At 38.8% G+C, this 13,552-nt stretch carries 15 protein-coding genes; all 15 read left to right on the top strand.

Going from position 1 to position 13,552, the window contains the following annotated elements; all coding sequences use genetic code 11:
- Positions 1 to 16 precede the first annotated feature (16 nt).
- Positions 17 to 436: a nucleoside-diphosphate kinase gene (gene ndk, locus ACQKIH_RS14565; protein WP_057982223.1), complete on the top strand. Its 420-nt coding sequence runs from the start codon at positions 17 to 19 to the stop codon at positions 434 to 436.
- Positions 437 to 556: 120 nt separating this feature from the next.
- The gene (locus ACQKIH_RS14560; RefSeq protein ID WP_057982225.1) at positions 557 to 769 is read left to right on the top strand and encodes a hypothetical protein; all 213 of its coding nucleotides are present in this window, start codon (positions 557 to 559) and stop codon (positions 767 to 769) included.
- Positions 770 to 845: 76 nt separating this feature from the next.
- The gene (locus tag ACQKIH_RS14555; RefSeq protein WP_057982227.1) at positions 846 to 1,616 is read left to right on the top strand and encodes a CheR family methyltransferase; all 771 of its coding nucleotides are present in this window, start codon (positions 846 to 848) and stop codon (positions 1,614 to 1,616) included.
- 263 nt (positions 1,617 to 1,879) lie between these two features.
- Positions 1,880 to 3,061, top strand: coding sequence for a chorismate synthase (gene aroC / locus ACQKIH_RS14550; RefSeq protein WP_057982230.1), 1,182 nt, complete (start codon positions 1,880 to 1,882; stop codon positions 3,059 to 3,061).
- 1 nt (position 3,062) lies between these two features.
- On the top strand, positions 3,063 to 4,154 hold the full coding sequence (gene aroB, locus ACQKIH_RS14545) for a 3-dehydroquinate synthase (protein ID WP_427767261.1): 1,092 nt from the start codon (positions 3,063 to 3,065) through the stop codon (positions 4,152 to 4,154).
- Positions 4,151 to 4,513, top strand: a complete 363-nt coding sequence (aroH, locus tag ACQKIH_RS14540) for a chorismate mutase (protein WP_057982234.1) — start codon at positions 4,151 to 4,153, stop codon at positions 4,511 to 4,513. Before aroB ends, aroH begins: the two co-directional genes overlap by 4 nt.
- Before the next feature lie 27 nt (positions 4,514 to 4,540).
- Positions 4,541 to 5,641: a histidinol-phosphate transaminase gene (gene hisC, locus ACQKIH_RS14535; protein WP_427767259.1), complete on the top strand. Its 1,101-nt coding sequence runs from the start codon at positions 4,541 to 4,543 to the stop codon at positions 5,639 to 5,641.
- Positions 5,638 to 6,735, top strand: a complete 1,098-nt coding sequence (locus ACQKIH_RS14530) for a prephenate dehydrogenase (RefSeq protein WP_427767256.1) — start codon at positions 5,638 to 5,640, stop codon at positions 6,733 to 6,735. The genes hisC and ACQKIH_RS14530 overlap by 4 nt, the downstream gene beginning before the upstream one ends.
- 60 nt (positions 6,736 to 6,795) lie before the next feature.
- A complete protein-coding gene (gene aroA / locus ACQKIH_RS14525) occupies positions 6,796 to 8,088 on the top strand; it encodes a 3-phosphoshikimate 1-carboxyvinyltransferase (RefSeq protein WP_427767254.1) in 1,293 nt (430 codons plus the stop codon).
- 214 nt (positions 8,089 to 8,302) lie between these two features.
- Positions 8,303 to 9,547, top strand: coding sequence for a tetratricopeptide repeat protein (locus ACQKIH_RS14520; RefSeq protein ID WP_427767251.1), 1,245 nt, complete (start codon positions 8,303 to 8,305; stop codon positions 9,545 to 9,547).
- Positions 9,548 to 9,559: 12 nt separating this feature from the next.
- A complete protein-coding gene (locus ACQKIH_RS14515; protein WP_427767248.1) occupies positions 9,560 to 10,114 on the top strand; it encodes a ReoY family proteolytic degradation factor in 555 nt (184 codons plus the stop codon).
- A gap of 634 nt (positions 10,115 to 10,748) precedes the next feature.
- Positions 10,749 to 11,192 carry a YpiF family protein gene (locus ACQKIH_RS14510; RefSeq protein WP_057982242.1) on the top strand — a complete coding sequence of 148 codons (444 nt, stop codon included), beginning with the start codon at positions 10,749 to 10,751 and terminating at the stop codon, positions 11,190 to 11,192.
- Between the two features lie 164 nt (positions 11,193 to 11,356).
- Positions 11,357 to 11,860, top strand: a complete 504-nt coding sequence (locus ACQKIH_RS14505) for a QcrA and Rieske domain-containing protein (RefSeq protein ID WP_057982244.1) — start codon at positions 11,357 to 11,359, stop codon at positions 11,858 to 11,860.
- Between the two features lie 21 nt (positions 11,861 to 11,881).
- Positions 11,882 to 12,556, top strand: coding sequence for a menaquinol-cytochrome c reductase cytochrome b subunit (gene qcrB / locus ACQKIH_RS14500; protein WP_057982246.1), 675 nt, complete (start codon positions 11,882 to 11,884; stop codon positions 12,554 to 12,556).
- A 40-nt stretch (positions 12,557 to 12,596) separates the two neighbouring features.
- Positions 12,597 to 13,388, top strand: coding sequence for a c-type cytochrome (locus ACQKIH_RS14495; RefSeq protein WP_057982248.1), 792 nt, complete (start codon positions 12,597 to 12,599; stop codon positions 13,386 to 13,388).
- Positions 13,389 to 13,552 lie beyond the last annotated feature (164 nt).

Genomic DNA, 13,552 nt, shown 5'->3' with positions numbered 1-13,552 from the left:
AGGAGTGTTTAACAACATGGCAATCGAAAAAACATTTTTAATGGTTAAACCAGATGGCGTAGAACGTCAAGTAATCGGTGATATCGTAGACCGTTTTGAGCGTCGCGGTTTTGTATTACGCGGAGCAAAATTAATGACAGCTTCTCGTGAATTAGCTGAAAATCATTATGCAGAACACGCTGAGCGTCCATTCTTCGGTGAATTAGTAGACTTCATCACTTCTGGTCCAGTATTTGGTATGGTTTGGGAAGGCGAAAACGTTATCCAATTAGCTCGTATCATGATGGGTGCTACTAAACCAGAAGATTCAGCTCCTGGTACAATCCGCGGAGACTACGCTGTAACTTTATCTCACAACGTAATCCACGGTTCTGACTCTTTAGCTTCTGCTGAGCGCGAAATCAACTTATGGTTCGGCGAAGGTTTAGCTGAATAATTAAAATGAATAGATAGCGTTCACTTTCATAGTGGACGCTATTTTTTACATAAAAACTATCAGAATAATGAAACTATAAGGACGAGACTAACGTATATTAAATAAAAGGGAGAGGATGAAATGGTTTTTTGGATTGCTATTGTCATTATTGTTGTAGTGGGAACTTTGACAGATACGTATACGAAAAATAAGAAAATAGAGTTGAAAAGATTAGACAAGGAGATTGAATTAGAACGTCTAAAATTAGAAAACTATGATAAAGAGACAGAAAAAATGCGTCTAGAATTAGAACATTCGAAGCAACAGTTGTTAGAAACTAGGAAACCTTCATAAATAAAGTGGAATTGTATTTCAGTTGTTACTATAATCAGCTATAATAGGCTTACGATATACGAGGGGACAGATGAGAATGTCAGGTTACGAACAGTTCATAGATGGCATTAAACGTAAAACAGGGATTGATTTAGCACTGTATAAAGAAGCACAAATGAAGCGCCGACTTACTTCGCTTTATGAGAAAAAAGGGTATAAAGATTTTGTGGACTTTCTTCAAGCACTAGAAAAAGACCGGGATTTGATGAATGAATTTTTAGATCGAATGACGATTAATGTTTCTGAGTTTTATCGCAATGGCAAACGATGGGAAGTACTGCAAAATAAAATTTTCCCGAAGTTACTTCAAACAAACAAGCGACCAAAAATTTGGAGTGCTGCTTGTTCTACTGGGGAAGAGCCATACAGCCTAGCAATGGTGTTGTCGCATCATATATCATTATCTCAAATCGGTATTTTGGCAACGGATTTAGACGAGAACGTCATTCAAAAAGCCAAGCTTGCGTTGTATCCAGACCGTTCTTTAGCAGAAGTCCCAAAAGATGTACAAGCGAAGTACTTCGAAAAAGAGGGACAATTTTTTAAAGTTAAGGATGAGATTAAACGCACGGTTACATTTAAAAAACATAACTTACTAAAGGATAACTATGAATCCAATTTTGATTTAATCGTTTGCCGAAATGTGATGATTTACTTTACAGAAGAAGCGAAAGATCAAATTTATGAAAACTTCAGTAAAGCATTGCGCCCAGGTGGTATTTTATTTGTTGGTTCAACGGAACAAATTTTTAATCCAGCACGCTATGGTTTTGAAGTGGAGGATACATTCTTTTATCGAAAAAAATAATAGCATAAAAATGCGCTGTATGTGTGTTGCGAAAGTTTGGAGAGGAATCCACTTTTCAAACGAATAAAAAACGCTTTTCGTACAATTTGCGAATAGGCGTTTTTTTGTTCAATTTTGCTCGTACATGCCTGGTATTTTATCTTAAATGTTCAGAATGTTCTAAAATAGCTACATATCCGTATGGAAATGGTGCTGATATTTATCTTGAAATATGTTATAGTGAAAAATACATACTTTAACGAGTTGAAGGGAGAAAGTGTTTAATGCGTTATTTAACAGCAGGTGAGTCACACGGACCACAATTAACAACAATTATAGAGGGGTTACCATCACTATTACCGGTGACAGCAGAAAAAATAAATTATGATTTAAAACGTCGACAAGGTGGACATGGACGAGGGCGTCGTATGCAAATTGAAACAGATACAGTCGAAATCGTTTCGGGCGTTCGCCACGGAAAAACATTAGGCTCTCCAGTAGCGCTTGTCGTAACAAATGATGATTGGAAGCACTGGACTAAAATTATGGGGGCTGCAGAATTACCAGAAGATATCGACCCATCGGAAATGAAGCGTCAAATTTCCCGTCCACGCCCAGGACATGCCGATTTAGTTGGTGGGATGAAATATGGTCACCGTGATTTACGCAATGTTCTAGAGCGTTCAAGCGCCCGTGAAACAACAGTGCGTGTAGCAGTTGGCTCTGTTGCCAAAGCTCTATTAAATGAGCTAGGCATTTCGATTGTTGCGCATGTGACGGAAATCGTAGGAATTAAAGCGGATCCAGCACTTCTTGAAGGAAAATCAGCAGACGAAATTCGTACGATTGTAGAAGAAGATCCTTGCTACTGTGTGGATCCAGAAGCATCGGCAAAAATGGTCGAAGCAATTGATGATGCGAAAAAAGCAGGCGATACAATTGGTGGGGTCGTTGAAGTCATTATAGAAGGATTACCAGCGGGCATTGGGTCTTATGTTCACTATGATCGTAAATTAGATGGGAAATTGGCTGCAGCGATGTTAAGTATCAACGCGTTTAAAGGTGTTGAGTTCGGCATCGGCTTTGAAATGGCCCGTAAAAAAGGTTCGGAAGTACATGATGAAATTATTTGGGATGAAGAAAATGGCTATACGCGCACGACAAACCGTCTAGGTGGCTTAGAAGGTGGGATGTCAACTGGAATGCCAATCGTTGTACGCGGTGTCATGAAACCGATCCCAACGCTATATAAACCGCTACAAAGTGTAGATATTGAAACGAAGGAACCATTTAAAGCAAGTGTTGAACGTTCAGATAGCTGTGCAGTACCAGCAGCGTCAATCGTGGCAGAACATGTTATTGCTTGGGAAATAGCGAGTGTTATTGTTGATCAATTCCACAGTGATCAATTCCCTCAATTAAAAGCACAAATTGATGCGATGCGTCAGTACACAAAGGAGTACTAATATGAAAATTCCAGTTCGTGCCGCATCTCATTCGTATGTAGTAACGATTGGGAATGGCATTTTACAAGATGTCGTGCAATCGCATAAAACACTGTTTGAAACGGCAGATAAAATCATTGTATTAACGGATGAATTTGTTTGGGCGGCACAAAAGGAATATTTCGAAGCGAATTTTTCTTATTCCTTTGAAGTGCTTGTCATGCCCGCAGGAGAACAATGCAAAAGTTTTGAAAATTATCAGCTAACGCAAACATTTTTACTAGAAAAGAAATGTACGCGTAAATCCCTCGTTATTGCATTTGGTGGGGGTGCTGTAGGAGATTTAGCTGGATTTGTTGCCGCGACGTATATGCGCGGAATTCCGTTTATTCAAGTGCCAACGACGATTTTAGCTCATGACTCTGCAGTAGGTGGGAAGACAGCGATTAATCATCCGCATGGCAAAAATATGATTGGTGTGTTTTATCAGCCACAAGCGGTTATTTATGATACGAAATTTTTACGCAGTTTAAGTGAAAAAGAAGTACGTTCAGGAATGGCTGAAGTCATTAAACATGCGCTTATTTCCGATGCTAAGTGGGTGGAAGAATTAGTAGAAGGTCATTCCATTACAAATTTACCAGAGCAGTTGCTAGGAGATTATTTAGCACAAGGTATTCAAGTGAAGGCTGACATTGTGGAACAAGATGAGACGGAGCAATCCGTTCGTAAATATTTAAATTTAGGTCACACATATGGTCATGCAATCGAAGCGGCTGCGGGTTATGGCAAAGTCGCGCATGGTGAAGCAGTCATGATTGGTCTCATTTATAGTTTATTATTAAGTGAACGCCACGGAAAAATCGATCATGCCTTTACAAAGCGATTTTTACAATTTGCCATCGACAGTGGCTATCCGTTTGAAGCGGTTCAACAATTTACGTTTGAACAGCTTACGGACTATTTATTAAAAGATAAAAAGGCAGACTATGGTGTATTGCAGTTTGTTTTGTTAGAAACAGTTGGAAAACCATTTGTTCAAAAAATTGAGTTAGAAGAATGCGAAGAAATCGATAAACAGTTAAGACAATTACTAGTGGAGGTGCAAGCATGATTCGTGGAATACGTGGCGCAATTACGATTGATGAAGATAAAGCTGAGTTAGTATGGGAAGAGACAGCTAAGCTTGTACAAGAAGTAGTGAAACAAAATAAAGTAGATCCTTCAGATATTGCATCTGTTACCATTTCGACAACACCAGATATTCGCTCAGCATTCCCGGCGAAGTCTGTTCGTTCAATGGAAGATTGGCAATACGTACCGATCATGTGTATGCATGAGATGGATGTACCGGGTGGACTTCCGCTTTGTATTCGTGTGTTATTACATGTCAACACACATACACCACAGCATGAAATTCATCATATTTACTTAAAAGATGCCGTTAAATTACGACCAGATTTAGTGAAATAACAGCAAATTAAGAGGAGTCGGTCAAAGATGAAATGGAAACAACAATTACATGGGATGAAAGCTTACCAACCAGGTAAACCAATAGAAGAAGTAAAGAAACAGTTTGGATTAGATGAAGTTGTAAAACTTGCATCAAATGAAAATCCATTTGGTAGCTCACCAAAAGTAAAGGCATTTTTACAATCGGATGCATCTAATCATGCGATGTATCCTGATGGTTATGCACAAAACTTACGCACAAGCCTCGCCAATTTTTATGGAGTAGAAGAAGCGGAGTTAATTATCGGCAACGGCTCGGATGATTTAATCGCGATTATTACACGTGCGTTATTATATCCAGGAGTGAATACGGTCATGGCCGATCTATCGTTTTCTCAATACTGGCATAACGCAGAAATTGAAGGCGCAGAAGTACGTAAAATTCCGATGAATGATGGTGTGCATAATTTAGAAGCAATGCTTGAAGCGATTGATGAAAATACATCTGTAGTATGGGTTTGTAATCCTAACAATCCAACAGGAACAATTGTTTCAGATGAAGCGTTGCGTGCGTTTTTAGCCGCAGTACCAAAAGATGTTTTCATCGTATTAGACGAGGCGTACATAGAGTATGTCAATGATCCAACAACTGAAGACACATTGCATTATTTCCGAGAGTATTCGAATTTAATTTTATTGCGCACGTTTTCTAAAGCATATGGCTTAGCTTCATTCCGCGTAGGATATGGAATTGCGCAAGCAGAAGTGATTGCGAAGCTTGATCCAGTACGTGCCCCATTTAATAATACAATTTTAAGTCAAAAGGTTGCGCAAATAGCACTTGGCGACCAGGAATACATTGCAAGTTGCCGTGTGGCGAATGAAAAGGGCAAGCAGCAATTTGTCGCGTTTTGTGAGTCACAAGGGTTAAAGTATTTCCCTTCTCAAACGAACTTTATCATGTTTGAAGTGAAAATGAGTAGCCAAGTTGTGTTTGAAGAGATGATGAAGCGCGGATTTATTATTCGTAGTGGCGTGGCACTTGGTTTGGAAGGATTTATTCGTGTAACAATTGGTACCGAGCAGCAAAACGAAAAATTCCTACAATTGCTGTCTGAAGTTTTGAAAGAGCAAGGGGTTTTTGAATGACACGGAATGTTTTCGTAATCGGACTAGGGTTAATTGGTGGTTCGGTTGCATTAGCTCTGCAAAAGGCTCCGCATACGAAAGTGTTTGGCTATGACGCACATGAGCAAACGAGAGAATTAGCGAGCACGTTACATGTTGTACATGAAGTGGTAGAAGATCCTGTACAATTTGCTGAGCAGGCTGATGTTATTATTTTTGGGACACCCGTCAATATAACGCTCGATTTTATGGAGCAGCTAAAAAGTTGGAATTTAAAACGCAATGTCATTATTACGGATACTGGTAGTACGAAAGCCCGTATTATGGAAAAAGCGCTTGAATTAAGAGAATTGGGCATCACTTTTATTGGAGGGCATCCAATGGCGGGCTCACATAAAAGTGGGATCACAGCAGCGAAACCGTATTTATTGGAAAATGCCTATTATATGTTGACACCAACTGAAGGCGAAGAAATTGAACGAATTGCGGCGCTCGACGATTTATTAAAATTTACGCTCGGGAAAATGGTTGTAGTAGACGCTAAAGCGCATGATCATATGACAGCTGTTGTTAGCCATTTCCCACATATTGTTGCGGCTTCCTTAGTTCATCAATTGAACTTTGAGAAAAAAGCATTCCCAATGACGTCTTCTTTAGCGGCTGGGGGCTTCCGTGATATTACACGTATTGCTTCCTCCAATCCAACATTATGGCGTGATATTACATTACAAAATAAAAAAGAGTTAGTCGGACAATTGGATACGTGGCTAGATGAAATGGGACGTGTAAGGCAGCTGCTTGATCAAGGTGACGCGGAAGAAATTGAGCGCTACTTCTCTGACGCGAGAGACGTTCGTGATAAGCTGCCAGTTGCCAATGGTGCATTGTACATGCCTTATGACTTGTATGTGGATATTCCAGACTATCCAGGGGTTATTTCTGAAGTGACCGGTTACTTAGCGGAAGAAAAAATTAGCATTATCAATATTCGAATTGTTGAAACGCGCGTCGATGTGTTTGGTATTTTAGTAATCAGTTTCCAAACAAATGAAGACCGTGAACGTGCTGTGAAATGCATCGCGCAAAAAGCAAATTATGATACACATATATCTTAATGAACAACACATCTCGCTAAAATAACTTGCGAGATGTATTTTTTCTAGGGAGGGATTGTTATGAGTTCAAAAGTAATGCAATACAAGGAGCCAGCACTTCAAGGGGAAATAACGATACCTGGTGATAAATCAGTTTCGCACAGATCAATTATGTTTGGTTCAATCGCACAAGGAAAAACAACTGTTTCTGGTTTTTTACTTGGAGAAGATTGTTTAGATACAATTGATTGTTTCCAAAAGCTCGGTGTCGACATACAAGTAAATGGAACAGATGTCACGATTGAAAGTCCTGGAATGGATCGTTGGAAGGAGCCGAGTGAAGTGTTATATACCGGTAACTCTGGTACGACAACGAGGCTTATGCTAGGAATTTTAGCAGGGACAAATGTGCATACGATCATGACAGGTGATGCATCCATTGGAAAGCGTCCTATGCGTCGCGTAACGGATCCATTACGTCAAATGGGTGCGCAAATTGCAGGTCGAGAAAATGGCCAATACACACCGCTAGCGATACAAGGAACGACTTTGCAGGCAATTGATTACACAATGCCTGTCGCGAGTGCACAAGTGAAATCTGCGTTGTTATTAGCGGGCTTACGAGCGCAAGGAACGACGATTGTACGTGAAAGTGAAGTGTCACGTGATCACACAGAACGCATGCTACGCCAATTTGGCGCGGCGATTACAGTGGAGCAAGGGGTCGTATCATTTGAAGGCGGACAGCAGCTTACGGGCACGCACGTCGACGTTCCAGGGGATATTTCATCTGCTGCCTTCTTTTTAGTTGCTGGAGCGATTGCGAAAGATAGCCATATCACCTTGAAAAATGTCGGGGTAAATGAAACGCGAAATGGCATTCTTGAAGTGCTTCAAAACATGGGGGCAAAAATGGAAATCGAGCTGAATGACGAAAATGCAGCTGAGCCAACAGCGACAATTACGATTGCCACTTCAAATTTAACAGGAACGACCATTGAAGGGGCGATTATTCCTCGACTAATTGATGAAATTCCGATTTTAGCGTTATTAGCAACACAGGCAACGGGAAAAACGATTATTAAAGATGCAGAAGAGTTAAAGGTAAAAGAAACAAATCGCATTGATGCGGTCGTAGCGGAATTAAAAAAACTAGGCGCACAAATTGAAGCGACAAGTGATGGCATGATTATTGAAGGGCCTACGAAATTACACGGGGCAAGTTTAAAATCCTATGGCGATCATCGAATCGGTATGATGGCAGCCATTGCAGCAATAGTAACAGACGGAGCTATTGAGCTGGATGACGCAGAGTGCATCGCCGTATCGTATCCAACATTTTTTGAACATGTCGAGCATTTGAAAACAAAGTAAACGAATAAAAAGTCATTTTGATGCATGGTCAGGATGGCTTTTTGTGCTACATACAACAGGACATACTTATAGGTACTAGGTGCTAAGGATAGCTATACTAAATTGAAAGTCGTTCAAAATCGGATTTTTACGTTAAAATAAATCCTTTTTCTTGTGAAGCATGGGAATGTCATGTAGCATAATATTGAAAAAGTAGGAAAAGGTGAATGACAAAATGAATGAATTATTACAAGCAATCCAAGAAGGAAATATCGAACAAATTGACCTTCTCCTAGAAACATTTTTACTAAATAGTGAACCTTCCGAGCAATATGAGATTGCAGAAGCGTTGATGCATTTTGGTTTTTTAAATGAAGCCAACCGAGTATTTGAACATTTACAATTTTTATTCCCTGAAGAAGATCAAATAGCGATAGATAAAGCTTCAGTCCTTATTGAAATGGGCGAAGAAGACGAGGCACTTCATTTATTGATGGGGATAAGCGATGAAGCACCCGAATATCCGCAGGCATTATTAGTTCTTGCGGATTATTATCAAATGCAGGGGTTATATGAAGTAGCAGAACAGCGCATTAATGAAGCACTGCAACTAGTGCCAACAGAACCGCTATTACAATTTGCGAAAGCGGAACTCCTTTTTGAAACGGGGCGTTTTTCAGAAGCAGCGCGCATTTATGAGGAGCTTTATACAATTGATAAAAAATTCGCCGGAGTAATATTGGCGCAAAGATTAGCGGAAGTATATCGCGCAGGTGCAGGCTATGAGACGGCACTTGAATATTATATGGAAGCGCTTGAAGAAGAAGTAACACCAGATTTACTATTTGGTTCGGGTTACGCTGCTTTCCAAATACAAAAATATGAATTAGCGATTAAACAGCTGGAAGATTTAAAAGAATTGGATCCAGATTATTTCTCAGCGTATTTATTATTAGCGGATAGTTATGCCATGCAAGACGATAATGTACGCGCATTAAAGGTAATAAAAGAAGGAATCAAGCGTGATGAATATGATAAATCCTTCTTTTTATTTGCTGGAAAAATGGCGTTAAAAAATAGTCAACCCGATGAGGCAATCGGCTTTTTAACAGAAGCAATTGCGCTAGACCCTGAATACATGGAGGCAATTTTAGTCCTCATGTCCGTCTATAGTTCACAAGACAAATATGAAGAGATCATTGATTTATTTGAACAGCTGCAACAAAATGAATTTGAGTGGGTATCACTATATCCATTTGTTGCGCATGCGTATAATATAAATGAACAGTTTGTAAAAGCATATGAAATTTACAAACTTGCATATATTGAATTCAAAGACGATGAGGAATTTTTAGAAAAATATTGCTTATTCTTATTGGAAGATGGCAAGCAAGCCGAAGCAAAACGGATTGCCGAGCAGCTGGTGGAATTACAGCCAACTGAACAGCAATGGCTTGATTTATTGGATCGCTTTGAATAGAAGGAGGATATAATGGTGACTTACTCCGTACCACTAAATGATAAGAAAGTATTCATTAAATGGTTCTTGAAAAATTTTCAATTAAAGCGTAGGGAAGGGGTTTGGATTTTAAATTATTTGCTTAGCAACGATGAATTGCTATCGAATATTCATTTTGTTGATGATGCACATTATTGTCCAAGGGCCATTGTCATGTCGACAGTCGAAACAACAGCTATTCCATTCCGATTTTATAAAAAAAATATTATGACGTCAGATGCGGAAAAATCGTTTCATGATTTGCGATTAAATCCCCAAGAATTAATGTATGTTCAATTAAATTTTCCAAATGTTCCACCGAACCCTGTATATTTAGCTGTGTTGGAGGAAAATCCATATATGCCAAAAGATTTAGTCATCCATGAAAAAGATCGTCTAGCTGCACAACGATTATTGGAAAACAGTGTTATGGCATTCCAAGAACAGCAACTTTTACGGGACATTGATGAAGCATTGGACGCAGGGGATAAAGAGAAGTTTTTTGAGCTATCAAACTTATTGCAAGCTTTAAAGGTTATTAATAAATAGCTTTTTTCTAGTAAGTAAGAAATATAAACTTTGAGGGAATCCAAACTAAAAGGACATTACCTTACGTAATTTTTGTAAGGGGATGTCCTTTTTGACTATGTTATAAAATGGTACAACACCAAAATCTGTTCTTGTGATAAAATCACGAAGTTTTGCAAAATAATTCCTTTACGAATACTAAAACATTGAATTATTGCATTAGTAACCGATGAAAATCATTGGAGAGTTTTTTGTGACGGATGAATTGTCTATTAATGGAGTGAAAATGTCTATTATCACTCACCGATTAAAAATTGGATGAAGTATAAGGGAAATCTGCCTAAGAATGCGCCGCCTCCCACGGCAAGCTGCGCAATAAATGCGGAGAGTTTCAGTAGGGAAATGTTATAAAAGCTGGCCTGCTACATGCGCACAAAGCGGTGTGACTCACATACTTAGCCAGCCTAAACAAGCACGCACTTTATTAGTAATCTTACTTTTGTAGAAGGGTATTCTATATAGTCAAGCATGTACTTTGGTCAAGAGCCAAAAAATAATAGAAAATTTTAATATGATGAAGCACCTAATTCGAGTTTAGGAAAATAAACTTGGTTATCTACATATGCTTTTTGTATTTAAAATAGGAGGATATTTAATGAATTTCAATGTAAAGGATATTGAACAATTTCAAACACAAAAACAATTTATTGATACGGCTATCGTGCCATTAATGCAATTAAACCTATCGGACGAAGGTATGAAACAGAGTAGCTCAGCGGTAGAATATTTAATGACATTAACAATGTTTATCGAACAGCAGTTTAGAGGTAGAGTAATGTTAATGCCGCCATTTTCATATACAGACCGAACAAAAAATGAATTATTACCGATGCAATTGCAAGAGGAATTACATAGTACGGGTTTTAAATCTGTCATTTTTATTACATGTGACCATTTTTGGTCAAAGAAAAATGAAAATTTAAACGTTTTATGGCTACCAGCAATTCCATTGGAATCTATGGATAAAACGGTTAAACAACGCATTTTAGAAGACCAGCTAAAGCAAATAATTCCGGTTTTAACAGAAGCATGGGTATAATATGATTCCATAGTTTCATGAAATGTTCACAAAGTCGCCAAATGAAATGAAAGCGTTATTGACCAACCTATTTTATTGATATATCATAGATATGTCCTAGTTATTTACTATTTATGAAAGTATATGTCCAATGGGCTGACCTTTTAGTAAGAGGGGGGAAAAGAATGAGTAATAATCGAGTTACACGACGTCAATTTTTAACTTACACAATTACTGGTGTAGGTGGATTTATGGCGGCTGGTATGCTAATGCCAATGGTTCGTTTTGCAATTGACCCAGTTCTTCAGACGAAGGCAGAAGGGAATCTTGTATTAACAAGTCAAAAAATTGCTGATATTACAGATGTACCTGTAAAGGTGGACTTTACGTTCGAACAAACGGACGGATGGTATAAATCAGATGTAACAGAAGCAGCATGGGTATATCACGACGGCAATGAAATCGTAGCATTATCACCCGTATGTAAACATTTAGGCTGTACTGTAAACTGGGAAGGTGACCCAGCACATGCAAATCAATTCTTCTGCGCATGTCATGCAGGACGTTACGAGAAAAACGGTAAAAATGTAAAAGGTACACCACCACTTGGGCCGCTTGATCAATATGAAGTGGCAGAAAAAGATGGTTACTTAATGCTTGGGAAAAAAATCGCAAACACTTTCAGTTAATAAGTTAGGGGGTACGACACAGTGCTAAATAAAATTTATGATTGGGTCGATGAGCGTTTAGATATTACTCCTATTTGGCGTGATATTGCCGACCACGAAGTGCCAGAGCACGTTAACCCTGCACATCACTTTTCAGCATTCGTTTACTGTTTCGGTGGATTAACATTCTTCATTACAGTAATACAAATTCTATCAGGTATGTTCTTAACAATGTATTATGTACCAGACGTAGAAAATGCTTGGAAATCAGTTTACTATTTACAAAACGAAGTAGCATTCGGTGAAATCGTTCGTGGTATGCACCACTGGGGGGCTTCATTAGTAATCGTAATGATGTTCTTACATACGCTTCGTGTATTCTTCACTGGTTCATATAAAAAACCTCGTGAGTTAAACTGGTTAGTAGGTGTAGGTATCTTTGCAATTATGTTAGGTTTAGGTTTCACAGGGTATTTATTACCTTGGGATATGAAAGCGTTATTTGCAACGAAAGTAGGTATTGAAATTGCCGCTTCGATGCCATTTATTGGTGGAATGATTAAAACGTTACTTGCAGGGGATGCAACAATCCTTGGTGCACAAACGTTAACTCGTTTCTTTGCAATTCACGTATTCTTCTTACCAGCAGCATTATTTGCATTATTGGCAGCTCACTTTATTATGATCCGCCGACAAGGTATTTCAGGTCCACTTTGATCTGAAACCAACTGTATGATTTACTAAAGGAGGGGACACTATGCAACGCGGAAAAGGTATGAAATTCGTAGGCGATTCACGTGTAAAAGCGAACAATCGTATGCCGAATGTGCCAAAAGATTATTCCGAGTATCCAGGTAAAACAGAAGCTTTCTGGCCAGACTTTTTATTAAAAGAATGGATGGTTGGTGCGGTATTCTTAATTGGATATTTACTATTAACTGTCGCTCACCCTTCACCACTTGAAGGACCGGCAGACCCAACAAATGCATCATATATTCCGTTACCGGACTGGTACTTCTTATCAATGTACCAATTATTAAAATATTCTTTTGCATCAGGTCCATATAACCTTATCGGGGCAGCAATTATTCCAGGTATTGCATTTGGAGCTTTAGCATTAGTACCATTTTTAGATACAACGCCAGAGCGTCGTCCATCTAAACGTCCATTACCAACAGCATTCATGTTATTAGCAATCGCTGCACTTATTTATACAACTTGGGAATCTGTTGCAGCAACGAACTGGGAAGCTGTTAAAGCGCAAGGTGTTATTTCAGACAAGCATTTAGGTTTATTACCGGATGTTGAAGTTGATGAAACTTCTGAAGGTTATGAAATTTTCCAAGCACAAGCTTCTTGTATTGGATGTCACGGTGGCGACTTAGCTGGTGTGTCTGGTCCAATGTTACTAGGTAATGAATTAACAGCTGAAGAAGTATCTGAAGTAATCGCAAATGGTCGTGGTGGTATGCCAGCAGGAACATTTAGTGGTACTGATGAAGAGCTTCAAGTATTATCTGAATTCATTGCAGGTTTAAAAGAAAAATAAGCATTATGTGAGGGCCAGAGTTTTGGCTCTCTTTTTTGATTGCTAATAATGACTGTCCGTATATTAAAGGACGAAGCACATATTAAAAAGTTGCGCAATGTACATAATAAATTAAAACATTAATCAAAAGTTGCATTTTCCACGAATGTGGGCAAAAATGAAAC

This window comes from Solibacillus cecembensis, from assembly GCF_050272495.1.
GTDB lineage: Bacteria > Bacillota > Bacilli > Bacillales_A > Planococcaceae > Solibacillus > Solibacillus cecembensis.
Note: the sequence above shows the minus strand (reverse complement) of the source record. Positions and strands in the feature narration are given on the sequence as shown.